Source organism: Pseudomonas fakonensis (assembly GCF_019139895.1).
In the GTDB taxonomy this organism is placed as follows: domain Bacteria; phylum Pseudomonadota; class Gammaproteobacteria; order Pseudomonadales; family Pseudomonadaceae; genus Aquipseudomonas; species Aquipseudomonas fakonensis.
Genome location: NZ_CP077076.1, coordinates 712,622 through 735,211, shown reverse-complemented (window position 1 = coordinate 735,211; position 22,590 = coordinate 712,622). Strand labels below are relative to the sequence as shown.

The following is a 22,590-nucleotide window of genomic DNA, read 5'->3' as shown; positions in this document are numbered from 1 at the left end:
CCTTTCGCGGGGCAAGCCCGCTCCCACGCCCAGTCAGGTGTGTTGCGTGGGAGCGGGCTTGCCTCGCGATGGCGTCATCCGACCCACACGGGCGTGGCGCGGGCCACCAGGGCCTCGACATCCACCCCGCGCGGCAATGCGCCGTAGGCTCGCCCGCCGCCGGCCAGGCGGCTGCCGATGAAGGCATCGCTGACCGTCGCATTGCCGGCCTCCAGCAGCAGCTTGGCCTGCAGCGCCAGGGCGATATCCTCGGTCAGCTGGCGGGCGCGGTACTGGATGTCGCCGGTGTCGGCGAAGGCGCCCTTGAGGTTGCCGATGAACGCCGCCAGGCGCGGGTCGCCGTGGCCATCGCCAAGCTCGGCGAACAACGCATCGAGCACCCCGGGCTCTTTCGACAGCGCGCGCAGCACGTCCAGGCACTGCACGTTGCCCGAGCCCTCCCAGGTGGAGTTGACCGGTGCCTCGCGGTACAGCCGCGGCAGGATGCTGTCTTCGACGTAGCCGGCACCGCCCAGGCACTCGGCGGCCTCGTTGATCATCCCGGGGGCGCGCTTGCAAATCCAGTACTTGCCCACCGCCGTCACCAGGCGGGCGAAGTACGCCTGCTGCGGGTCGTCCAGTTGGTCCAGCGCCTGGCCCATGCGCAGGCTCAGGGCCAGGGCCGCCTCGCTTTCCAGGGCCAGGTCGGCGAGTACGTTCTGCATGAGGGGCTGCTCGGCCAGCAGCCGGCCGCCGACCTTGCGGTGGGCACAGTGGTGGGCCGCCTGGGTCAGGGCCTGACGCATCAGGGCGCTGGAGCCGACCATGCAGTCGAAGCGGGTCATGGCCACCATCTCGATGATGGTCGGCACGCCGCGGCCCTCCTCGCCCACCATCCAGGCCAGGGCGCCGCGAAACTCCACTTCGCTGGAAGCGTTGGAGCAGTTGCCCAGCTTGTTCTTCAGGCGCTGGATGTAGAACTGGTTGCGCCCGTCGTCCGGCCGGTGACGCGGCAGCAGGAAGCAGCTCAGGCCCTTGTCGGTCTGCGCCAGGGTCAGGAAGGCGTCGCACATCGGCGCCGAGCAGAACCACTTGTGCCCCACCAGTTCGTAGGGCTGGCCGGGGCCCGGCGCGCCTACCGGGTAGGCGCGGGTAGTGTTGGCACGCACATCGGTGCCGCCCTGCTTCTCGGTCATGGCCATGCCGATGGTCACCCCGGCCTTGTGCCGGTCACCGATGTTGCGCGGGTCGTATTCGCGGCTGAGCACCTTGGGCAACCAGTAGCCGGCCAGCTCCGGCTGCAGGCGCAGGGCCGGCACGGCGGCGAAGGTCATGGTCAGCGGGCAGCCGCTGCCGGCTTCGGCCTGGCTGTGCAGGTAGGTCATGGCAGCGCGGGCGACGTGGGCGCCGGCGCGCGGTTCGGCCCAGGGCAGCGACGGCAGGCCGTGTTCGACGGCGGTGCGCATCAGTTCGTGGTAGGCGGGGTGAAAGCTCACCAGGTCGATGCGGTGGCCGTAGCGGTCGTGGCTGGCGAACTCGGGCTTGTGGGCATTGGCCAGAAACCCCGCAGCCATCAACGGGCCGCCGGCCAGGGCACCGTAGGCGTCGATCCGCGACTCGGCCCAGCCGGCGCCGCAGCGCCGTGCCCACTCTTGCAGGGGTTGGTCGAGGCGGTACAGGTTGGCGCCGTCGAGGGGCGGCGGCTGGTTGGTGACCTCGTGGGTCTCGGCGAACGGGTGCAGGTTCATCGGGGGCCTCCTGGAACCGCGCTGGGGTAAGAGACCCAGTGAAGCACCCTGGGGCGGGGAGTCAAAGTGACGAATCGGACTACCTGGGGGGCGATGTGGGGGCATCTGCCTTGTGCTGCCTGTACCGGCCTCATCGCCGGCAAGCCGGCTCCTACAGGGGTTGGCCTGCGCTGTACCTGTAGGAGCCGGCTTGCCGGCGATGGGGCCTACAACCGCTGCGGCCCCTGCACCACCCGACTCGGCGGCACCTGCACCTGGGTCACGTCCAGCGCCAGGCTCAGCTCGAAGCGGCTGCCAAGGCCTGGCGTCGACTCATGGGCAAGCTTGGCGCCGATCAACTCACCCAGCTGGCGGCAGATCGACAGGCCGATACCCAGCCCGCCGTAACGGCGGGTCATCGAACCATCGACCTGGAAGAAGCGCTGGTACAGCACGGCCTGGTCGAGGTCCTCGAAGCCGATGCCGCTGTCGCTCACGGTGATGCTCAGGGCCAGCGAGTCCGGTGCCACCAAACGCCCGCGGGCCTGCACGGTAACGCCACCCTGGTGGCTGAACTTCAGGCCGTTGTCTACCAGGCAGGCCAGGCAGCGCGCCAGTTTTTGCGGGTCGCCGATCAGGCTGTCAGGCAGGTCGGCGGGGATGTCCAGGCTCAGGTACAGGCCCTTGGCCAGGGCCTGGCCGGCATAGCCTGCGCGCAGCTCCTGCAGCAGCCGGCGCAGGCTGAACGGCACGCCATGCCGGCGCAGGCGCCCGGCTTGCAGTTCAGTGAGGATGAGGATGTCGTCGACCATCGCCATCATGTCCTGGGCCGAGCCCGTGGCGGTGCGATGGTACTGCGCCTGTTCGGCGCTCATCGGCAGGGTGTGCAGCAGCTCCAGCGAGCCGATAACACCGTTCATCGGCGTGCGCAGTTCATGGGTGACGGTGGCCAGGAACTCGTCCTTGAGGCGGTTGCTGTGGGCCAGTTGCTGGTTCAACTGCTCCAGGGTGCGGCCGGTTTCACGCAGGGTGCGCGCCTGCTCTTCACGCAGGCTGTTGATGCGGTCGGCCAGGGCCAGCGACAGCAAAGCCACCTCCAGCGCCGAACCCAACTGGCTGGCATACATGGTGATGAACAGGTTGGGCAGGTAACCGAGCACCATCAGGGTGTTGACCAGCCCGCCAAGCAGGAAGGCGCTCCAGGCGATGATGAACCAGCGCGCCACCCGCACCCCGCGCCACCAGGCATACACCCCGGCGCTGAACACGCTCACGGTGAACAGCAGCGCCAGCACCGTGGCCATGCGCAGCGCCACGCCATAGCGCAGGGTCACCGCCAGCACCATCACCAGCGCGCCACCGGCCATCAGCGCCAGCAGCAGGCGGTCGAAGGCCCGGCTCAGCCGCCCCAGTTGCAGGAAGTGGCGGGCGAACTGGCAGCCGAACAGCCCGGCAGCACCAATGAACAGCGGCGTCGAGGCATTCGCCCACCACGGGCTGTCGGGCCAGAAATAGGCGATGCCGGCGCCGTTGACCGACACCTGGTACAGGCCGAACGAGGCGATATAGAGGATGTAGTAGAGGTAGCTGACATCGCGCACGCTGAGGTAGATGAACAGGTTGTACACCAGCATCACCAGCAGTACGCCGTAGATCATGCCCAGCACGTACAGGCGGGTGGGCTGGTCTTCCATGTAGGCTTCGGCCGACCACAGCGTCAGCGGCGCCTGTACCGAACCCTGGCTGTGCAGGCGCAGGTAGGCGGTGGTCGCCTGGCCGGGTTCAAACGGCAACTCGAACAGGTAGTTGTTCTGGCGGATCTGCCGGCTGGCGTAGGGCAGCGCGTCGCCGGTACGCCCGGCCAGGCGATAGCCGCCCTCGGCGTCAGGCAGGTACAGCTCGAGGTGATCCAGCGGCGGGTAGGCCAGCTCCAGCAGCCACTGGCGCGGCTTGGCGGTGGGGGTGGCGTTGTATTGCAGATCGATGCGCAGCCAGAACACCGAGGTCGAGTAACCGGCGTTGAGCACGTCGTAGGGGTGCGCGTGGAAGCGGCTGGCGAACGCGGGGGAACTGACCTGGGCGATGCTGGCACTGCCGTCGGTGTCTTCGAAGACCTGCATGTGCCGCCCCAGCGGCAGGCGCCCGGTGGCGTCGTCGAAATCGACCGCCCCGGCGAACATGGGCAAGCAGCCCAGAAGCACAATCAGCAAATAGCGCATACAGCCCCAGCATGGCCTGTCCGGTCGCGTCGCGGTTGCCTCCTTTCCCTTTGAGACGACGTGATCCGGCAGAACCCGTTATCGAGTTATCCGAGCACTGTAGCATAGCTTCCCGGCTGTACCAGAGGCCACATACAATTTGCCTTTAAAGGCTCTAAAACGCACCTTTCAGCCATATCAAAAGCAACAAGCTGACTGCTCGATCAACAAAACCCGCCGAGCGAGCGGTCCGCACAAATGGGATTGGTGATAAGCTCGCCGACCATGAATACCTACAGCTCCCGCCCCGTTGTCCTCTGTCTCTCCGGCCACGACCCCAGTGGTGGCGCCGGGCTGCAGGCAGATATCGAAGCCCTGCTGGCCCAAGGCTGTCACGCTGCCCCTGCCGTGACCGCGCTGACCGTGCAGGATACCGTCAATGTTTCCGACTTCCGTGTGCTCGACCGCGAGTGGGTACTGGCCCAGGCCAACGCCGTGCTGGCCGACTCCACCGTAGCGGCGGTCAAGCTGGGCATGCTCGGCTCGATCGCGATGGTCGACACCGTCGCCGAACTGCTCGCTGCCCACCCGCACCTGCCGCTGGTCTGCGATCCAGTGCTACGCGCCGGTGGCGGTGGCCGCCTGGGCAAGGACGAAGTCGGCTACGCGCTGCGCGAACGCCTGCTGCCGCTGGCCACCATCGCCACCCCCAACCTGCCCGAGGCGCGCATCCTGGCCGAACTGCCCGAAGGCAGCGCCGACGAATGCGCCGAAAAACTGCTGCCGTTCTGTAGACACCTGCTGATCACCGGCGGTCACGGCGACGAGGTCGAGATCCACAACCGCCTGTATAGCCGTGACGGCCAGCAGCACACCTGGACCTGCCAGCGCCTGCCGGGCAGCTACCATGGATCAGGCTGCACCCTGGCCAGCGCCCTGGCCGGCCGCCTGGCCCTGGGCGAAAACCTCGCCAGCGCCGTGCGCAGCGCCCTGGACTACACCTGGCGCACCCTGCGTGACGCCGAGCAACTGGGCAAGGGCCAGTACGTGCCGCGCCGCCTGCCGCTGGATTTCTGCTCCTGACACGAGGCCACCCGATGACGCTCCGCGGTTTGTATGCGATCACCGACAGCCAGCTGCTCGCCGGCCGTTTTCTCTCCCACGTGGAAGCGGCGCTGGAAGGCGGCGTATGCCTTTTGCAATACCGCGACAAGGGCGACGACGACGCCCGTCGCCTGCGCGAGGCCGAAGCGCTGCACACGCTGTGCGAGCGCTACGGCACGCAGCTGATCATCAACGATGACGCCGAACTGGCCGCACGCCTGGGCGTCGGCGTGCACCTGGGCCAGACCGACGGCCCGCTGACGCCGGCCCGTGCACTACTCGGCCGCCAGGCGGTGATCGGTTCGACCTGCCACGCAAGCCTTGAGCTTGCGCAGCAAGCGGCCAGCGAAGGCGCCAGCTACGTCGCCTTTGGCCGCTTCTTCAATTCCGTGACCAAGCCGGGCGCCCCGGCCGCCAGCGTCGAACTGCTGGAGCAGGCCCGCGCCCAGGTCAAGTTGCCGGTCGCCGTGATCGGCGGCATCACCCTCGACAACGCCGCCCCGCTGGTCGCCCATGGCGCCGACCTGCTGGCGGTGATCCACGGCCTGTTCGGTGCCGACAGCGCGCAGGAAGTGACCCGCCGCGCCCGCGCCTTCAACGCCCTGTTCGCTTGCTGATTTTCAAGAGAAGACCCCCATGTCCCGTTCCGAAGACCTGTTCGCCCAAGCCCAGAAACACATCCCCGGTGGCGTCAACTCGCCCGTGCGCGCCTTCAAGAGCGTCGGCGGCACGCCGTTGTTCTTCAAGCACGCCGAAGGCGCCTACGTCATCGACGAAGACGACAAGCGCTATGTCGACTATGTCGGCTCCTGGGGGCCGATGATCCTCGGCCACGGCCACCCTGAAGTGCTCGACGCGGTCCGCAACCAGCTGCAGCACGGCCTGTCCTACGGCGCACCGACCGCCATGGAAACCGAGATGGCCGACCTGGTCTGCTCGATCGTGCCGTCGATGGAAATGGTGCGCATGGTCAGCTCGGGCACCGAAGCCACCATGAGCGCCATCCGCCTGGCCCGTGGCTACACCGGCCGTGACGCCATCATCAAGTTCGAAGGCTGCTACCACGGCCACTCCGACAGCCTGCTGGTCAAGGCCGGCTCCGGCCTGCTGACCCAGGGCGTACCGAGCTCGGCCGGCGTGCCGGCAGACTTCGCCAAGCACACCCTGACCCTGCCGTTCAACGACATCGCCGCGGTCGAGAAAACCCTCGCCGAGGTCGGCCAGAGCGTGGCCTGCATCATCGTCGAGCCAGTGGCCGGCAACATGAACTGCGTCCCCCCGGCGCCGGGCTTCCTCGAAGGCCTGCGCAGCCTGTGCGACAAGCACGGCGTGGTGCTGATCTTCGATGAAGTGATGACCGGTTTCCGTGTATCGCTGGGCGGCGCCCAGGGCTACTACGGCATCACCCCTGACCTGTCGACCTTCGGCAAGATCGTCGGCGGCGGCATGCCGGTCGGCTGCTTCGGCGGCAAGCGCGAGATCATGGGCTGCATCGCGCCGCTGGGCCCGGTCTACCAGGCCGGTACCCTGTCGGGCAACCCGCTGGCCATGGCCGCCGGCCTGACCACCCTGAAGCTGATCAGCCGCCCAGGCTTCCATGACGAACTGACCGCCTTCACCAGCCGCATGCTCGACGGCCTGCAACAGCGCGCCGATGCTGCCGGCATTCCGTTCGTCACCACGCAGGCAGGCGCCATGTTCGGCCTGTACTTCAGCGGCGCCGACGACATCGTCACCTTCGACGATGTGATGGCCAGCGACGCCGAACGCTTCAAACGCTTCTTCCACCTGATGCTCGAAGGTGGCGTGTACCTGGCGCCGAGCGCCTTCGAAGCCGGCTTCACTTCCATTGCCCATGGCGATAAAGAGCTGCAGATCACCCTGGATGCAGCCGAGCGGGCATTCGCCAAGCTCAAGTAAGCCTTCGCGGGGCAAGCCCGCTCCCACGGTGGGAGCGGGCTTGCCCCGCGATAGGGCCGGCACAGGCACTTTGTGATTCAGGTCACAACATTGCCTGCGCCCTTACCAATGCAGAAATCTGAGTAAAACTTTGTAAGGTAGGCGCTGCTTATCCCATAATGTGCCACCAGAGACATTGGTCGCAGTTTTGCAGAGGTAAGTCGATCCCCATGAACCGCACCGGCCGCGCCCTGACTATGGGCTGCCTGTTGCTTCTTCAGCCCCTGCTGGCCCTGGCGGAGGGCGGTAACTCGTTGCTGATTCCGGCGACGGGCCGCTGCACGCTGAACGCCGCGCCGGAAGACCTGGAGAACGCCCTCAAGGCCTGCGAGCGGACGGCACAGACCGGGGACGCCCAGGCCCAATACGAACTGGGCGAGTTCTACTACAGCGCATCGCCGCGCAACCTCGAAAAAGCCCTCAAGTGGTTCGAACAAGCCTCCCTGCAAGGCAACGCCCAGGCGCAGTATCGCCTTGGCTCGATGTTCTATCGCGGTGAAGGGGTCAAGGCCAACAATGTGCAGGCCTACATCCTGCTGAAGATGGCCGCGGTCAACGGCGCCGAAGATGCCCTGGACCTGGCCGATGAAGTCACCGAACAAATGCCTCGCGACGAACTGGAGCACGCCACCCAAGTGCTGGGCCAGATCTTCCGCAAGTACCTGCTCGAGCTACAGAGCGCCGAAGGCCGTTCACCGTTCTCGCCCCTGCCTTAAGCCTCTTCAGCTGCCATCACATCCGTGTAAGACAAACTCTGTAAGCTGCTTTTCATGGCCCTATCGCCGGTAAGCCGGCTCCTGCAGTGGAGCACGGTCGCCTGTAGGAGCCGGCTTGCCGGCGATAGGGTCGGTGAGGCCCGCGCAAAACCCTTGATCGTTTCAGTGCTTTCGCCACTGCCCATCAAGGGTTATTCTTGAGTTCACATTCATTGCCGTCGAGCGGCTAAAAACGACCTTGAACGCACCCATACAACCCCATCGTTTCACCCTCGAACCCTTCGAGGCCCACCGTTTCGCCAACTTGTGCGGCCAGTTCGACGAGCACCTGCGCCTGATCGAGCAACGCCTGGCCATCGAGATCCGCAACCGCGGCAATCAGTTCGAACTGATTGGCGAACCCCGGACCACCTCCGCTGCCGAACAGCTGCTGCGCCGCCTCTACCGCGAGACCAAGGCCACTGACCTGTCGCCGGAAACCGTCCATCTCTATCTGCAGGAGTCGGCAGTCGAGAACATCGACAACCCGGCGGTCAACGAAGTCAGCGTCTCGCTGCGCACGCGCAAGGGCAACATTCGCCCGCGCGGCGTCAACCAGCAGCGCTACGTCAAGGAAATCCTGGCCAACGACATCAACTTCGGCATCGGCCCGGCCGGTACCGGCAAGACCTATCTTGCCGTCGCCTGCGCTGTCGATGCCCTGGAACGCGAACAGGTGCGCCGCATCCTGCTGGTGCGCCCGGCGGTCGAAGCCGGCGAAAAACTCGGTTTCCTGCCTGGCGACCTGGCACAGAAGATCGATCCGTACCTGCGCCCGCTGTATGACGCGCTGTACGAGATGCTCGGCTTCGAGCACGTGGCCAAGCTGATCGAACGCCAGGTCATCGAGATCGCCCCGCTGGCCTACATGCGCGGCCGCACCCTGAACAACAGCTTCATCATCCTCGACGAAAGCCAGAACACCACGCTGGAACAGATGAAGATGTTCCTCACCCGTATCGGTTTTGGCTCCACCGCGGTGATCACCGGCGACATCACCCAGGTCGACCTGCCTCGTGGCACCAAGTCGGGCCTGGCCCACGTGATCGAGGTGCTCAAGGACGTGCCGGGTATCAGCTTCACCCATTTCCAGCCCAAGGACGTGGTGCGCCACCCGCTGGTGCAGCGCATCGTCGAGGCCTACGACCGCTTCGAAGCCCGTCAGTCCAAGCCCGAGGCGCCCGGCAAAGATGCTTGAACTCGATCTGCAACGGGCCACGGATGCCGCAGCCCCGGATGACGCCGCCTTTCGCCGCTGGTGCGAGCTGGCCCTGCGCCAGCGCACGGCCGACTCGGAGATGACCATCCGCCTGGTCGACGAAGCCGAGGGCCGCGAACTCAACCACACCTACCGGCACAAGGACTACGCCACCAACGTGCTGTCCTTCCCTGCCGACGTGCCCGACGACCTGCTCGATATCCCGCTGCTGGGCGATCTGGTGATCTGCGTGGCGGTGGTCGAGCGCGAGGCTGCCGAACAGGGCAAGACGCTCGAGGCGCACTGGGCGCACCTGGTCATTCACGGCTGCCTGCACCTGCTCGGCTACGATCACATCGAAGACGACGAAGCCGAAGAAATGGAAGCGCTGGAACGGGAATTGCTGGCAGAACTGGGCCACCCCGACCCTTACGCCGACGACGAAACCGACACAATCACACACTGACACTGCTAGGAACACGAGTAACCGCCATGAGCGAAGACCGATCGAGCAACGGGCAAAAGTCCTGGCTGGGCAAACTGACCCAGGCTTTTGCCCATGAGCCGAAAAACCGCCAGGAGCTCCTCGAGCTGCTGCGCGAAGCCCATCAGAACAAGCTGCTCGACAGCGAAGCGCTGACCATCGTCGAAGGCGCCATTCAGGTCGCCGACCTGCAGGTACGCGACATCATGGTGCCGCGCTCGCAGATGATCAGCATCAAGGCCAGCCAGTCGCCACGCGAATTCCTGCCGGCGGTGATCGACGCCGCGCACTCGCGCTACCCGGTGATCGGCGAAAGCCACGACGATGTGCTCGGTATCCTGCTCGCCAAGGACCTGCTGCCGCTGATCCTCAAAGAGAACGGCGACAGCTTCAACATCAAGGACCTGCTGCGCCCGGCCACCTTCGTGCCCGAGTCCAAGCGCCTGAACGTGCTGCTGCGCGAGTTCCGCGCCAACCACAACCACATGGCCATCGTCATCGACGAGTACGGTGGCGTGGCGGGCCTGGTGACCATCGAGGACGTGCTCGAGCAGATCGTCGGCGACATCGAGGACGAGCACGACGTCGAGGAAGACAGCTATATCAAGCCGCTGCCCAGTGGCGACTTCCTGGTCAAGGCCCTGACGCCCATCGAAAACTTCAACGAGTTCTTCGACAGCGAATTCTCCGATGACGAGTTCGACACCGTCGGCGGCCTGGTGATGAGTGCCTTCGGCCACCTGCCCAAACGCAACGAGACCACCGAAATCGGTGCCTACCGGTTCCGTATTCTCAATGCCGACAGCCGCCGGATACACTTGCTGCGCCTGACCCCGATCACACGTTAAGGAACGACATGCGCTGGATTTCCCGCCCCGGCTGGCCCGGTAACCTGCTGGCCCTGGCGGCCGGCGCCTCCACCCTGCTGGCCCTGGCGCCCTTCGGCATCTGGCCGCTGGCGCTGTTGTCGATCGCTCTGTTCTACGCCGGCCTGCGCACACTGAGCCCGCGCCAGGCACTGGCGCGCGGCTGGTGCTTTGGCTTTGGCCTGTACGGCGCCGGCACCTGGTGGATCTACGTCAGCATGAACACCTACGGCGGCGCCTCGCCGCTGTTGGCGATCCTGCTGCTGGTAGCGTTTTTCGCCTGCCTGGCATTGTTCTTCGCCCTGCCCGCCTGGCTGTGGGCACGCTGGCTGCGCCGCGACGAGGCGCCGCTGGCCGACGCACTGGGCTTCGCCGCCCTGTGGCTGCTGCAGGAAGCCTTCCGCGGCTGGTTCCTCACCGGCTTCCCCTGGCTTTACGCCGGCTACAGCCAGCTGGACGGGCCGCTGGCCGGGCTCGCGCCGCTCGGTGGCGTATGGCTGGTGTCGTTTGCCCTGGCCCTGAGCGCCGCACTGATCTGCAACCTGCCGCGACTGCGTGCACGCCCGTCTTTCCTGGCAGCAGGGGCTGTTTTGCTGCTGGCCCCCTGGGCCATCGGCCTGGCACTGAAGGGCCATGCCTGGACCAAACCCGCCGGCGATCCACTCAAAGTCGCTGCCTTGCAAGGCAACGTCGAGCAGGACCTGAAATGGGACCCGGCCCACGTCAACGCGCAGCTGGCGCTGTACCGCGACATGAGCTTCAGCTCCAAACCCGTCGACCTGCTGGTCTGGCCGGAAACCGCAGTACCGGTGCTCAAGGACCAGGCCCAGGGGTACATCGACATGATGGGCGCCTTTGCCGCCGAACGGCATTCGGCGCTGATCACCGGGGTGCCCGTACGCCAGGAAGTTCGTCACCAGCGCCGCTACTTCAACGGCGTCACCGCCACCGGCGAGGGCGACGGCACCTACCTCAAGCAAAAGCTGGTGCCGTTCGGTGAGTACGTACCGCTACAGGACATGCTGCGCGGGCTGATCGAATTCTTCAACCTGCCGATGTCGGACTTCGCCCGCGGCCCCGAGGATCAGCCACTGCTGCAGGCCAAGGGCTACCAGGTGGCGCCGTTCATCTGCTACGAAGTGGTATACCCCGAGTTCGCCGCCAGCCTTGCCGCGCGCAGCGACCTCTTGCTGACCATCAGCAACGACACCTGGTTCGGCAAGTCGATCGGCCCGCTGCAGCACCTGCAGATGGCCCAGATGCGCGCCCTGGAGGCTGGTCGCTGGATGATCCGCGCCACCAACAACGGGGTCACCGCGTTGATCGACCCGTTCGGCCGCATTACCACGCAGATTCCGCAGTTCGAACGCGCGGTGCTGTACGGCGAGGTGGTGCCGATGCAGCAACTGACGCCTTACCTTCAATGGCGCTCGTGGCCGCTGGCAATCGTCTGCGTGCTGCTGCTGGGCTGGGCACTGCTGGCGCGCCGCATCGCCAGTACCGTGTGAACTTCATCGTCGGCAAGCCGGCTCCTACAGGCCCGCGCAATACCCTGTAGGAGCCGGCTTGCCGGCGATAGGGCCTTCAGCCCGGGTTCAATAGAACACCCGATACCCCACCAACCCCACCGCCTCGTTCAACAACTGCGCGTTCTGCCACACCGCCCGGCTTTCCGGAATCAACCCGGCAAACGGCCTAGCATGGTCGCGCCCGAGAAACCCCACCGGCGCCGTCACTACCTCGAACCCGGCGCGCTCGAAGCTCCAGCGCGCGCGCTGCATGTGCCAGGCCTGGGTCACCACCACCACGCGGCGAACATCCTGCGGCAACAGCAGCGCCGCACTCATCTCGGCGTTCTCCCAGGTGGTGCGGCTGGCCTGCTCCTTCCACTTCACCGTCACGCCAAAGTCCTGCTGCAGGCCGTCGGCCATCAGTTGTCCTTCGCTGGGTGGGGTGGCGTAGTGCAGGCCGCCACTGGTCAACACCGGCAAGCCCGAGGCCTTGGCCAGCGCAGCGGCATAACGCATGCGCTCAAGCGCCATGTAGCTGGGCTGGTCGGCGCCACCCCAGGCCGGATCGCCGCGCTCACGCCCGGCCCCCAGCACCACGATGGCATCGGCGCGGGTCGCAAGGCTCGCCCAGTCGCCAGCGGTCAGGGCCGGTTCTGTTTCCAGGCGCCGCGCGGCCTGTTCCACCACCAGCGGCAGGCTCATCAGCAGCAAGCCGCCAAGCCCCAGGCAGAAGCAGCCAAGGGCCAGCCGCGGATGGCGCAGGCGCAGCCACCAGGCAGCCAGCAGCAGCACGATCAGGATGCCCGGGGGCATCAACCATTGTTTGATGAAGAAACGCAGCGCCATTGCACACCCTCCTGGAAGGCATGCAGCCTATGAGGAACGGCGCCGGGCCTCAAGGGGCGGCCGGCGCCGGACACTGCAGGGTATTGAAAAACCGGCGCGAAACCCGCGCCTGCAAACCTGAACGGCTAACGGGATGGCAGCGTCCTGGCGCTTGCTGGGGCGGTGTTGCGCTTGCGGTCCTTCAGCCAGATGATCCGGGCCGAGGACGGTTCCGGTTGCGGGTAGGCACCGGCGCTGGCATGACGGCCTTCCGGGAGGGTTTCCAGGTAGGCCTTGATCACCTCGAACTCCGCATGGCTCAGGCCACGCAACTCCAGCTCGGCAGGCATCTCGTCGCGCAATCGTACCGAGGTTCTGGCCACTTCCAGTGCCAGGCCCAGGCGGTCGATCAGGCGTTCATAAAGCTCCGGTTTGTTAACGGTAAGTTGCGACTCTCCCATCCGTACACCTCATTGAAGGTCAGAATATCTCCCCCCACAAATGAGCTTAGCGTCGCTGTAAAAAGCAGCCGAGCGCCGCGACCAACGGCCCGCGCGCCGGCTGGCGCAATCTAGGGTTTCCCACGATACAGGGCGCTCATGTATGCTACGGCGTTCACTCTATCGACACCGCAGTGCCGGTCGCAGCGAGCTTGCCCGGCCTGTGAACAGGGTCCTTTCTCTCTCAGCAAAAAAGTAGCCATGCACGAACAATACACGCCCCGTGATATCGAAGCCGCCGCCCAGTCGTTCTGGGACGAGCAACAGTCGTTCGCTGTTACCGAACAGCCAGGCAAGGACACCTACTACTGCCTGTCGATGTTCCCGTACCCGAGCGGCAAGCTACACATGGGGCACGTGCGCAACTACACCATCGGCGACGTGATTGCCCGCTACCAGCGCATGCTGGGCAAGAACGTCCTGCAGCCGATGGGCTGGGACGCCTTCGGCATGCCGGCAGAAAACGCCGCCATGAAGAACAACGTCGCTCCAGCCAAGTGGACGTACGAAAACATCGACTACATGAAGACCCAGCTCAAGAGCCTGGGCCTGGCCATCGACTGGGCGCGTGAAGTCACCACCTGCAAGCCGGACTACTATCGCTGGGAGCAGTGGCTGTTCACCCGCCTGTTCGAGAAAGGCATCATCTACCGCAAGAACGGTACCGTGAACTGGGACCCGGCGGACCAGACCGTGCTGGCCAACGAGCAGGTCATCGACGGCCGCGGCTGGCGTTCGGGCGCGCTGATCGAGAAGCGCGAAATCCCGATGTACTACTTCCGCATCACCGACTACGCCGACGAGCTGCTGGAAAGCCTCGACGAGCTGCCGGGCTGGCCTGAACAGGTCAAGACCATGCAGCGCAACTGGATCGGCAAGTCCCGCGGCATGGAAGTGCAGTTCCCCTACGACGTGGCCAGCATCGGCCACGAGGGTACGCTCAAGGTCTTCACCACCCGCCCCGACACCCTGATGGGCGCCACCTACGTGGCCGTCGCCGCCGAGCACCCGCTGGCCACCCAGGCCGCCCAGGGCGACGCCGCGCTGCAGGCCTTCATCGACGAATGCAAAGGCGGCAGCGTTGCCGAGGCCGACATGGCCACCCAGGAGAAGAAGGGCATGCCCACTTCCCTGTTCGTGCAGCACCCGCTGACCGGCGAAAAACTGCCGGTATGGGTCGCCAACTACGTGCTGATGCACTACGGTGACGGCGCCGTGATGGCCGTGCCCGCCCACGACGAGCGCGACTTCGAGTTCGCCCACAAGTACCGACTTCCGGTCAAGGCCGTAGTGCGCACCAGCGCTGGCGATGAAGTCGGCAGCGAGTGGCTGGACGCTTACGGCGAGCATGGCCAGCTGATCAACTCCGGCGAGTTCGACGGCCTGGACTTCGCCGGCGCCTTCGACGCCATGGAAGCCGCGCTGATCCGCAAGGAGCTCGGCAAGTCGCGCACCCAGTTCCGCCTGCGCGACTGGGGCATCAGCCGCCAGCGCTACTGGGGCTGCCCGATCCCGATCATCCACTGCCCGTCCTGCGGCGACGTGCCGGTGCCGGAAGACCAGTTGCCGGTCACCCTGCCGGAAAACGTGGTACCGGACGGCGCTGGCTCGCCACTGGCGCGCATGCCCGAATTCTATGAGTGCACCTGCCCGAAATGCGGCACTGCAGCCAAGCGCGAAACCGACACCATGGACACCTTCGTCGAATCGTCCTGGTACTTCGCCCGCTACGCCTCGCCCAATTACGAAGGCGGCATGGTCGACCCGAAAGCAGCCAACCACTGGCTGCCGGTAGACCAGTACATCGGTGGTATCGAGCACGCCATCCTGCACCTGCTGTATGCGCGCTTCTTCCACAAACTGATGCGCGACGAGGGCCTGGTCACTTCGAACGAGCCGTTCAAGAACCTGCTCACCCAGGGCATGGTGGTTGCCGAAACCTACTACCGCGTGGCCAGCAACGGCGGCAAGGACTGGTTCAACCCGGCCGACGTCGAAATCGAGCGCGACGCCAAAGCCAAGATCATCGGCGCGCGCCTGAAGACCGACGGCCTGCCGGTCGAAATCGGCGGCACCGAGAAGATGTCGAAGTCGAAGAACAACGGCGTCGACCCGCAGTCGATGATCGACCAGTACGGCGCCGACACCTGCCGCCTGTTCATGATGTTCGCCTCGCCGCCTGACGCCAGCCTTGAGTGGTCCGACTCCGGCGTCGAAGGCGCCAGCCGCTTCCTGCGCCGTGTCTGGCGCCTGGCCCAGGCCCACGTGGCCCAGGGCCTGCCAGGCCAGCTGGACAGCGCTGCGCTGAGCGATGAGCAGAAAGTCATCCGCCGTGCTATCCACGCCGCGATCAAACAAGCCAGCACCGACGTGGGCCAGTACCACAAGTTCAACACCGCCATCGCCCAGGTGATGACCGTGATGAACGTGCTGGAAAAGGCCCCGCAAGCCACCGCCCAGGACCGCGCCCTGCTGCAGGAAGGCCTGGAAGCCGTGACCCTGCTGCTGGCCCCGATCACCCCGCACATCTCCCACGAACTGTGGCAGCAACTGGGCCACGACCAGGCGGTGATCGATGCCGGCTGGCCGAGCGTTGACGAAAGCGCACTGGTGCAGGACACCGTGACCCTGGTGGTCCAGGTCAACGGCAAGCTGCGTGGCCAGGTGGAAATGCCTGCCGCCGCCAGCCGCGAGGAAATCGAGGCCGCCGCCCGCAACAACGAAAACGTCCTGCGCTTCACCGACGGCCTGGCCATCCGCAAGGTCATCGTGGTACCGGGCAAACTGGTCAACATCGTCGCCAATTGATGGCAACGCCCGCCCACGCGTGTGGGCGGGCGTACATGGCCCACGAGGGAGCTACATAACATGATCAAACGCAATCTGCTGGTAATGGGCCTTGCCGTGCTGCTCAGCGCCTGCGGTTTCCAGATGCGCGGCACCGGCAGCAACGAGATGTCCATCCACGAGATGAACCTCACCGCCCGCAACGCCTATGGCGATCTCGTCACCCAGCTGCGCCGCACCATGAAGAACAGCGGTGTCAAAGTGCACAGCGGCGCGCCCTACACCTTGGTGCTGGCCAACGAGCAGGACGAGCAGCGCGCGGCCAGCTATGCCCGCGCATCGCGTTCGGCGGAGTACGAGCTGAGCACCACTGTGGACTACGTGATCAAGGGTCACAACGACAGCGTGCTGCTGCAGGACAAGCTGGAGGCACGTCGCTACTACGTGCGTGACGGTAACAACGTGACTGCCGGCAGCCAGGAAAGCGAGCAGATTCGCAAGGAAATGCGCCGCGACCTGGTGCAGTCGATGATGATCCGCCTGCAGCAGATCACCCCGGCGCAGCTGGAAGACCTGCAAGCCAAAGCCGACGAACGTGCCAAGGCCGAAGCCCGCGCCCAGCAGGAAGCGCAGCGCATCCAGGACGAAACACCCCAGCAGTCCCCGCTGGAAGTCCCGGGCCAGTGAGCCTGAACGGGGCACCTCAGGTGCCCCGACTGCCCTTATGAAACTCGCCCCCGCCCAACTCAACAAGCACCTGCAAGGCCAGCTGGCACCGGTCTATATCGTCAGTGGCGACGACCCGCTGCTGTGCCAGGAAGCCGCCGACGCCATTCGCGCAGCAGCACGCCAGCAAGGTTTCGACGAACGCCAGGTGTTCAGCGCCGATGCCAACTTTGACTGGGGCAACCTGCTGCTGGCCGGTGCCAGCCTGTCGCTGTTCGCCCAGCGCCGCCTGCTGGAGCTGCGCCTGCCCTCCGGCAAACCCGGCGACAAGGGTGCCGCAGCGCTGATGGAGTACTGCGCCAACCCGGCAGAAGACACCCTGCTGCTGATCAGCCTGCCCAAGCTCGACGGCAGCGCGCAAAAGACCAAATGGGGCAAGGCGCTCATCGAAGGGCCGCAGTGCCAGTTCATCCAGATCTGGCCGGTGGATGCCCAGCAGTTGCCGCAGTGGATCAACCAGCGCCTGTCCCAGGCCGGGCTGTCCGCCCAGCGCGACGCGGTCGACCTGATCGCTGCCCGGGTGGAGGGCAACCTGCTGGCCGCCGCCCAGGAAATCGAAAAGCTCAAGCTGCTCGCCGACGGCAACCAGATCACCGTAGAAACGGTACAGGCCGCAGTGGCCGACAGCGCCCGCTTCGACGTGTTCGGGCTGGTCGATGCCATCCTCAACGGCGAGGCCGGGCATGCCTTGCGCATGCTTGAAGGCCTGCGTGGTGAGGGTGTCGAACCCCCGGTGATTCTCTGGGCCCTGGCCCGCGAGCTGCGCCTGCTGGCGGGGCTCGCGCAGCAGTTCAGCCAGGGTGTGCCGCTGGACAAGGCATTCAGCCAGGCCCGCCCACCGGTGTGGGACAAGCGCCGCCCGTTGGTCAGCAAAGCCCTGCAACGCCTTTCGGCGCAGCGCTGGGCCATGCTGCTGCAGGATGCCCAGCGTATCGACGCACAGATCAAGGGCCAGGCTGAAGGCTCGCCCTGGACCAGCCTGGCGCGGCTGTCGCTATTGATGGCCGGGCAGCGGCTGGCCTTGCCCGCAGAATGACCCTGACCCTGTAGGAGCCGGCTTGCCGGCGATGAGGCCGCATCAGGAGATCGACAGCACCGGCTGCGCCGGTGATCGCCGGCAAGCCGGTTCCTACAGGTCGTGCGCACCCGCCATAAATACAATCAATTGGCCCCTGTGAGCTCTCAGGCCTAAAGTGCCGCCCGAAACCTACCCCACCTGGGAACCTGCCATGAGCAAAAAAGCAAAGCCGAACGGCCCCAACAAGGCCAAATCCATCGTCGCCCAACCCTTGTTCCGCTGCCGCCAGCAACGGGCCGGAAAAGGCAAAGGCAGCTACCGCCGCGAAGCCTTCCAATCGAGAGATTGGGAGGCTTCCTGCTTTATGGCAGCATGAAAGGCATGAAAAGCGCAGGCATGGTATGGTCGCCACCTGACCTGCAATTCTGGATCTGTGCATGCCCTCTCGTCTCACTCTGCGCTGGCAACCTCGCCAGCTGATCGCGGCCACCAGCTTCATCCTCCTCGTCGCCTGCGCGGAAAAACCCACCGCCGCCGACGCCCTGCCGCTGGCCCCTGCCCAGCCCGCCCCTGTGGTTACCCTGCCCGGCAGCACAGCCGACGTCAGCACCGAAATTCAACCCCTGCAAACCTTCGCCCAATGGCAGGCAGGCTTCCGTCAGCAAGCCCTGCAAGCCGGTATCGACGCCAACCTGTTCGACCGCGCCTTCCTCGGCGTCACCCCGGACATGGACGTGATCAAGGCGGACCGCAGCCAACCCGAATTCGCCCGCCCGGTCTGGGAATACCTGGACGGCGCGCTGTCGCCGCTGCGGGTGCGCAACGGCAAGAAACTGCTCGAGCAAAACGCCGAACTGCTGACCCGCATCGAGCAACGCTACGGCGTTGATCGCCAGGTGCTGGTGGCGGTATGGGGCATGGAGAGCAACTTCGGCCAGTTTCAGGGCAACAAGTCGGTGATCCGCTCGCTGGCTACCCTGGCCTACGAAGGCCGTCGCCCGCAGTTCGCCCAGGACCAGCTGATTGCCGCCCTGCAGATTTTGCAAAACGGCGATATCCAGCCCGACGCCATGCGCGGCTCCTGGGCCGGAGCCATGGGCCAGACCCAGTTCATCCCCACCACCTACCTCACCCACGCGGTGGACTTCGACGGCGACGGCCGCCGCGATATCTGGGGCAGCACCCCGGACGCCTTGGCCTCCACTGCCCACTACCTGCAAAGCTCGGGCTACAAGCGTGGCCAACCCTGGGGCTTCGAGGTGCAGGTGCCGGCAGGCTTCGACTGGTGGCTGGCCGACGGCAGCCAGCGCAAGAGCGTCAGCGAATGGCTGCAACTGGGCGTGAAACTGCCCACCGGCACGCAACTGCCGGCCAACAGCAGCCAGTTGTCCGCTGCCCTGCTGCTACCGGCCGGTGCCCGCGGCCCGGCGTTCCTGGTACTGGACAACTTCCGCGCCATCCTCAAGTACAACAATTCGTCGTCCTATGCCCTGGCAGTCAACCTGCTGGGTGACCGCTTCTCCAACTGGGGCTTCATTGCCGGCAGCTGGCCGAAGGACGACTTGCCGCTCAGCCGCAGCGAGCGTATCGAGTTGCAGACCCTGCTCAATGCCAACGGGCATGAGGCGGGCAACCCGGACGGCATTATCGGCGCCAACACCCGCAAGGCCATCCGCAATGCGCAGCAGGCGCAGGGCTGGCCGGCCGATGGCTACCCGACGCACAAGCTGCTCGACAGCCTACGGCGCTGAAAACGTATCGTCGGCAAGGCCGCTCCACGACCTGTAGGAGCCGGCTTGCCGGCGATGGGGCCACGGCAGGTAAACCATGGCACCGGCTGCGCCGGTGATCGCAGGCAAGCCTGCTCCTACAGGCCTTCAGGCCTTGAACAAGTCCTGCTGCAGCACCAGCTCCTGCCGATCGGCATTCAACGTCACCTGCGCCCCTAGCGGCAGGCACACATTAGGGTCGCAATGCCCGCTGCGCCAGCCAGCCAGCACCGGCACCCCGAGCGGGGCGAAGATGTCCTGCAACAGCGGCGTCATGGCAGCCACCGTCACCCCGGCAAAATCCCCCGCCAACACCCCCTTGAGCCCTTCCAGCTTGCCCGCAAGGCGCAATTGCGTGAGCAGGCGGTCGATGCGATACAGCGGCTCGTTGACGTCCTCGATGAACAGGATGCAGCCCTGGGTATCGATCTCGGCCAAGCTGCCCTGGGTCGCCCCCAGCATGGACAGGTTGCCCCCCATCAGCCGGCCACTGGCTACGCCTGGCAGCACGCTGGTCAGTGGATAGGCCGCCGGGTGGCCGATGCGCGCGCCCGCCCCGAGCTGCCCGCCCAACTGCTCCAACAGCGAGCTGACGGTCGGCTCCAGCTTGGCACCGAGCAGGTCGGCGTTGAGCATGCCACCGTGGAAGGTCACCAGCCCGGCATGCCGGTTGATGGCCGTGTGCAGGGCGGTGATGTCGCTGTACCCCACCAACGGCTTGGGGTTACGGCGGATCAGGTCGAAATCCAGCCCATCGAGCAGGCGCATGCTGCCGTAGCCACCGCGCATGCACAGGATGGCGTCGATCGAGGGGTCGGCGAAGGCGTCGTGCAGGTCCTGCAGGCGCTGCTGGTCACTGCCGGCCAGGTAGCCCTGGGCCTGGTTCACCCCTGGGTAGAGGCGGCACTGGTAGCCGCGCCGCTCGAACCACCCCTGCGCCTTGCCGGCATCCAGCCGGGCCGGGCCTGCCGGGGCGACGATGGCAAAGCAGGCACCAGCCTGCACGGCCGTGGGCAATGGCGACCCGAAAGTCTCCACACAATTCATCGCATTACTCCTTGTAGCTTGTAGCTTGTAGCTTGCCGCTTGCCGCTTGCAACTTGCCGCTCGAAAACAAAAATGCCGATGCCGCCTCTCAGCGCGCATCGGCATGTTCATCTCAAGCCCCTGTCAGAGCTTGATCTTGGCTTCGTGCGCCTGCTGGTCGGCGTGGTACGACGAACGCACCAGCGGGCCCGAGGCGACGTTCTTGAAGCCCATCTTGTAGCCTTCCTCGGCGAACCAGGCGAAGGTGTCCGGGTGCACGAAGCGCTGCACCGGCAGGTGGCTGCGCGACGGCTGCAGGTACTGGCCGAGGGTGAGCATGTCGATATCGTGCTCGCGCATGCGGTGCATGACCTCGATCACCTCTTCATCGGTTTCGCCCAGGCCCAGCATCAGGCCGGACTTGGTCGGTACGTGCGGGACCATCTGCTTGAACTTCTGCAGCAGGTCCAGCGACCAGTCGTAGTCCGAACCCGGGCGCGCGGCCTTGTACAGGCGCGGTACGGTTTCAAGGTTGTGGTTGAACACGTCCGGCGGGGTTTGCGCGGTGATTTCCAGGGCCACGTCCATACGGCCGCGGTAGTCCGGCACCAGGGTTTCCAGCTGCACGCCCGGCGACAGCGCGCGGATTTCGCGGATACAGTCGGCAAAGTGCTGGGCGCCACCGTCACGCAGGTCGTCACGGTCCACCGAGGTGATCACCACGTACTTCAGGCGCAGGTCGGCGATGGCCACGGCGAGGTTTTTCGGCTCGTCCAGGTCCAGCGGCTTCGGCCGGCCGTGGCCGACGTCGCAGAACGGGCAGCGACGGGTGCAGATGTCGCCCATGATCATGAAGGTGGCAGTACCACCCGAGAAGCACTCGCCCAGGTTCGGGCAGGAGGCTTCTTCGCACACGCTGTGCAGCTTGTGCTTGCGCAGCAGTTGCTTGATGCGGTCGACTTCCGGCGAAACCGGAATGCGCACGCGGATCCAGTCGGGTTTTTTCGGCAGCTCTTCGGTGGGGATGATCTTCACCGGGATGCGCGCGACCTTTTCGGCGCCGCGCAGCTTCACGCCGGCTTCCACTTTTTTCGGGGCCGGACGCGGGGTGACGTCTTGCGTCGGGATCAGGTTCGGCACGGCTTCTTGCACAGTTGTCATATTCAGTCGATTCCGCCCGTGAGGGTCGTCTGCTCAGCATAGTCGAGGTGCTTGACCAGCTGTCCGCGCAGCCTTGTCCTGACCTCGTCGAGTTCGATCGGGCCTGCCAGGTCACGCAGCTGGGTCATTGCCAGCCCCGCATACCCGCAGGGGTTGATTCGGCGGAATGGCGCAAGGTCCATGTCCACGTTCAGGGCAAGGCCGTGGAACGAACGGCCGTTGCGGATTCGAAGGCCAAGTGACGCGATCTTCGCGCCATCGACATAGACACCCGGCGCATCGGCCTTGGCTGCAGCCTGCACGCTGTAACTGGCCAGCAGGTCGATCAGCGTACGCTCGATGCGGCTGACCAGTTCGCGCACGCCAAAGCCCAGGCGGCGCACGTCCAGCAGCAGGTAGGCGACCAGTTGGCCGGGGCCGTGGTAGGTGACCTGGCCGCCGCGATCGGTCTGCACCACCGGGATGTCGCCGGGCACCAGCAGGTGCTCGGCCTTGCCGGCCTGGCCCTGGGTGAACACCGCCGGGTGTTCCACCAGCCAGACTTCGTCTTGCGTATCCGGGCCGCGTTGCTCGGTAAAGCGGCGCATGGCCTCCAGCACCGGTTCATAGGGCTGCAGGCCAAGTTCGCGAATACCGAGGCAAGCGCTCATCACAGCACCATTTTCACGATGCCGGTGGCACGCAGGGCGCTGTTGATGTCGTGCAACTGGTCTTCACCGGTGGCAACGATGTGCAGTTGCACGGTGGTGTACTTGCCTTCCTTGCTCTGGCGCTCGGCCAGCGTCGACAGGTCGACCTTGGCGTGCTTGCTGAGGATCTCGATCACGGTGTCACGGAAACCGACAACGGTATCGCCGATCACCTTGATCGGGTAGTCCTCGCAGGGGAATTCGATCTTGTGCGACTTGACGTCTTCTTCGCTCATGGCGGTAACGGCCTCGTAAGCCGTGGCAGCAGCAATGCCCCCGCCTGGTTCACGGGGGCATGCAGGTCACGT

At 65.6% G+C, this 22,590-nt stretch carries 21 protein-coding genes; 13 read left to right on the top strand and 8 right to left on the bottom strand.

Going from position 1 to position 22,590, the window contains the following annotated elements:
• Positions 1–74: 74 nt before the first annotated feature.
• Complete coding sequence (locus KSS94_RS03310) at positions 75–1,727, bottom strand: acyl-CoA dehydrogenase family protein (protein ID WP_217841640.1); 1,653 nt, start codon at positions 1,725–1,727, stop codon at positions 75–77.
• 206 nt (positions 1,728–1,933) lie between these two features.
• Positions 1,934–3,925 carry a sensor histidine kinase gene (locus tag KSS94_RS03305; RefSeq protein WP_217841639.1) on the bottom strand — a complete coding sequence of 664 codons (1,992 nt, stop codon included), beginning with the start codon at positions 3,923–3,925 and terminating at the stop codon, positions 1,934–1,936.
• A 264-nt stretch (positions 3,926–4,189) separates the two neighbouring features.
• On the opposite strand from KSS94_RS03305, the gene KSS94_RS03300 reads away from it, so the two are divergent.
• The 8 genes from KSS94_RS03300 to lnt all read left to right on the top strand — a co-directional run bounded on the left by KSS94_RS03300 (position 4,190) and on the right by lnt (position 11,778).
• Positions 4,190–4,987, top strand: coding sequence for a hydroxymethylpyrimidine/phosphomethylpyrimidine kinase (locus tag KSS94_RS03300; protein WP_217841638.1), 798 nt, complete (start codon positions 4,190–4,192; stop codon positions 4,985–4,987).
• A gap of 14 nt (positions 4,988–5,001) precedes the next feature.
• On the top strand, positions 5,002–5,625 hold the full coding sequence (gene thiE / locus KSS94_RS03295) for a thiamine phosphate synthase (protein WP_217841637.1): 624 nt from the start codon (positions 5,002–5,004) through the stop codon (positions 5,623–5,625).
• Positions 5,626–5,644: 19 nt separating this feature from the next.
• Positions 5,645–6,928 (top strand): glutamate-1-semialdehyde 2,1-aminomutase, encoded by a 1,284-nt coding sequence (hemL, locus tag KSS94_RS03290; protein WP_217841636.1) that lies wholly within the window; start codon positions 5,645–5,647, stop codon positions 6,926–6,928.
• 209 nt (positions 6,929–7,137) lie between these two features.
• A complete protein-coding gene (locus tag KSS94_RS03285) occupies positions 7,138–7,683 on the top strand; it encodes a tetratricopeptide repeat protein (RefSeq protein ID WP_217841635.1) in 546 nt (181 codons plus the stop codon).
• 238 nt (positions 7,684–7,921) lie between these two features.
• On the top strand, positions 7,922–8,920 hold the full coding sequence (locus tag KSS94_RS03280; protein WP_217841634.1) for a PhoH family protein: 999 nt from the start codon (positions 7,922–7,924) through the stop codon (positions 8,918–8,920).
• Positions 8,913–9,386 carry an rRNA maturation RNase YbeY gene (ybeY, locus tag KSS94_RS03275; RefSeq protein ID WP_217841633.1) on the top strand — a complete coding sequence of 158 codons (474 nt, stop codon included), beginning with the start codon at positions 8,913–8,915 and terminating at the stop codon, positions 9,384–9,386. Before KSS94_RS03280 ends, ybeY begins: the two co-directional genes overlap by 8 nt.
• Positions 9,387–9,412: 26 nt before the next feature.
• Positions 9,413–10,252 carry a CorC family transporter gene (locus KSS94_RS03270; protein ID WP_054892824.1) on the top strand — a complete coding sequence of 280 codons (840 nt, stop codon included), beginning with the start codon at positions 9,413–9,415 and terminating at the stop codon, positions 10,250–10,252.
• A gap of 8 nt (positions 10,253–10,260) precedes the next feature.
• A complete protein-coding gene (gene lnt / locus KSS94_RS03265) occupies positions 10,261–11,778 on the top strand; it encodes an apolipoprotein N-acyltransferase (protein WP_217841632.1) in 1,518 nt (505 codons plus the stop codon).
• Between the two features lie 87 nt (positions 11,779–11,865).
• On the opposite strand, the gene KSS94_RS03260 is transcribed toward lnt, so the two are convergent.
• A complete protein-coding gene (locus tag KSS94_RS03260; RefSeq protein ID WP_217841631.1) occupies positions 11,866–12,627 on the bottom strand; it encodes a YdcF family protein in 762 nt (253 codons plus the stop codon).
• Between the two features lie 125 nt (positions 12,628–12,752).
• On the bottom strand, positions 12,753–13,067 hold the full coding sequence (locus KSS94_RS03255; protein WP_217841630.1) for a hypothetical protein: 315 nt from the start codon (positions 13,065–13,067) through the stop codon (positions 12,753–12,755).
• Between the two features lie 240 nt (positions 13,068–13,307).
• Here KSS94_RS03255 and leuS point away from each other — a divergent pair, with 240 nt between their 5' ends.
• The 5 genes from leuS to KSS94_RS03230 all read left to right on the top strand — a co-directional run bounded on the left by leuS (position 13,308) and on the right by KSS94_RS03230 (position 19,388).
• The gene (gene leuS, locus KSS94_RS03250; RefSeq protein ID WP_217841629.1) at positions 13,308–15,914 is read left to right on the top strand and encodes a leucine--tRNA ligase; all 2,607 of its coding nucleotides are present in this window, start codon (positions 13,308–13,310) and stop codon (positions 15,912–15,914) included.
• Between the two features lie 60 nt (positions 15,915–15,974).
• Positions 15,975–16,580 carry an LPS-assembly lipoprotein LptE gene (locus KSS94_RS03245; RefSeq protein ID WP_217841628.1) on the top strand — a complete coding sequence of 202 codons (606 nt, stop codon included), beginning with the start codon at positions 15,975–15,977 and terminating at the stop codon, positions 16,578–16,580.
• A gap of 37 nt (positions 16,581–16,617) precedes the next feature.
• Positions 16,618–17,655: a DNA polymerase III subunit delta gene (holA, locus tag KSS94_RS03240; protein WP_217841627.1), complete on the top strand. Its 1,038-nt coding sequence runs from the start codon at positions 16,618–16,620 to the stop codon at positions 17,653–17,655.
• A gap of 193 nt (positions 17,656–17,848) precedes the next feature.
• Positions 17,849–18,013, top strand: coding sequence for an alternative ribosome rescue factor ArfA (gene arfA, locus KSS94_RS03235; protein ID WP_217841626.1), 165 nt, complete (start codon positions 17,849–17,851; stop codon positions 18,011–18,013).
• Positions 18,014–18,074: 61 nt separating this feature from the next.
• Positions 18,075–19,388, top strand: a complete 1,314-nt coding sequence (locus KSS94_RS03230; protein ID WP_217841625.1) for a lytic murein transglycosylase — start codon at positions 18,075–18,077, stop codon at positions 19,386–19,388.
• A 126-nt stretch (positions 19,389–19,514) separates the two neighbouring features.
• Here the strand turns inward: KSS94_RS03230 and KSS94_RS03225 are convergent, their stop codons facing one another.
• The 4 genes from KSS94_RS03225 to KSS94_RS03210 form a co-directional block, all read right to left on the bottom strand.
• Positions 19,515–20,453 (bottom strand): S66 peptidase family protein, encoded by a 939-nt coding sequence (locus tag KSS94_RS03225; RefSeq protein ID WP_217841624.1) that lies wholly within the window; start codon positions 20,451–20,453, stop codon positions 19,515–19,517.
• Between the two features lie 123 nt (positions 20,454–20,576).
• A complete protein-coding gene (gene lipA, locus KSS94_RS03220; RefSeq protein ID WP_225935834.1) occupies positions 20,577–21,593 on the bottom strand; it encodes a lipoyl synthase in 1,017 nt (338 codons plus the stop codon).
• 2 nt (positions 21,594–21,595) lie between these two features.
• Positions 21,596–22,243: a lipoyl(octanoyl) transferase LipB gene (lipB, locus tag KSS94_RS03215; RefSeq protein WP_217841623.1), complete on the bottom strand. Its 648-nt coding sequence runs from the start codon at positions 22,241–22,243 to the stop codon at positions 21,596–21,598.
• Positions 22,243–22,518 carry a DUF493 domain-containing protein gene (locus KSS94_RS03210; protein ID WP_217841622.1) on the bottom strand — a complete coding sequence of 92 codons (276 nt, stop codon included), beginning with the start codon at positions 22,516–22,518 and terminating at the stop codon, positions 22,243–22,245. Before KSS94_RS03210 ends, lipB begins: the two co-directional genes overlap by 1 nt.
• Between the last annotated feature and the right edge of the window lie 72 nt (positions 22,519–22,590).

Coding starts and splice junctions, on each gene's coding strand:
- hemL (WP_217841636.1), top strand. CDS start 5,645: ATGTCCCGTTCCGAAGACCTGTTCGCCCAAGCCCAGAAACACATCCCC.
- thiE (WP_217841637.1), top strand. CDS start 5,002: ATGACGCTCCGCGGTTTGTATGCGATCACCGACAGCCAGCTGCTCGCC.
- KSS94_RS03270 (WP_054892824.1), top strand. CDS start 9,413: ATGAGCGAAGACCGATCGAGCAACGGGCAAAAGTCCTGGCTGGGCAAA.
- arfA (WP_217841626.1), top strand. CDS start 17,849: ATGAGCAAAAAAGCAAAGCCGAACGGCCCCAACAAGGCCAAATCCATC.
- KSS94_RS03225 (WP_217841624.1), bottom strand. CDS start 20,453: ATGAATTGTGTGGAGACTTTCGGGTCGCCATTGCCCACGGCCGTGCAG.
- KSS94_RS03255 (WP_217841630.1), bottom strand. CDS start 13,067: ATGGGAGAGTCGCAACTTACCGTTAACAAACCGGAGCTTTATGAACGC.
- KSS94_RS03210 (WP_217841622.1), bottom strand. CDS start 22,518: ATGAGCGAAGAAGACGTCAAGTCGCACAAGATCGAATTCCCCTGCGAG.
- KSS94_RS03300 (WP_217841638.1), top strand. CDS start 4,190: ATGAATACCTACAGCTCCCGCCCCGTTGTCCTCTGTCTCTCCGGCCAC.
- lnt (WP_217841632.1), top strand. CDS start 10,261: ATGCGCTGGATTTCCCGCCCCGGCTGGCCCGGTAACCTGCTGGCCCTG.
- KSS94_RS03310 (WP_217841640.1), bottom strand. CDS start 1,727: ATGAACCTGCACCCGTTCGCCGAGACCCACGAGGTCACCAACCAGCCG.
- KSS94_RS03260 (WP_217841631.1), bottom strand. CDS start 12,627: ATGGCGCTGCGTTTCTTCATCAAACAATGGTTGATGCCCCCGGGCATC.
- KSS94_RS03230 (WP_217841625.1), top strand. CDS start 18,075: ATGCCCTCTCGTCTCACTCTGCGCTGGCAACCTCGCCAGCTGATCGCG.
- KSS94_RS03305 (WP_217841639.1), bottom strand. CDS start 3,925: ATGCGCTATTTGCTGATTGTGCTTCTGGGCTGCTTGCCCATGTTCGCC.
- lipA (WP_225935834.1), bottom strand. CDS start 21,593: ATGACAACTGTGCAAGAAGCCGTGCCGAACCTGATCCCGACGCAAGAC.
- lipB (WP_217841623.1), bottom strand. CDS start 22,243: ATGAGCGCTTGCCTCGGTATTCGCGAACTTGGCCTGCAGCCCTATGAA.
- holA (WP_217841627.1), top strand. CDS start 16,618: ATGAAACTCGCCCCCGCCCAACTCAACAAGCACCTGCAAGGCCAGCTG.
- KSS94_RS03285 (WP_217841635.1), top strand. CDS start 7,138: ATGAACCGCACCGGCCGCGCCCTGACTATGGGCTGCCTGTTGCTTCTT.
- KSS94_RS03245 (WP_217841628.1), top strand. CDS start 15,975: ATGATCAAACGCAATCTGCTGGTAATGGGCCTTGCCGTGCTGCTCAGC.
- ybeY (WP_217841633.1), top strand. CDS start 8,913: ATGCTTGAACTCGATCTGCAACGGGCCACGGATGCCGCAGCCCCGGAT.
- leuS (WP_217841629.1), top strand. CDS start 13,308: ATGCACGAACAATACACGCCCCGTGATATCGAAGCCGCCGCCCAGTCG.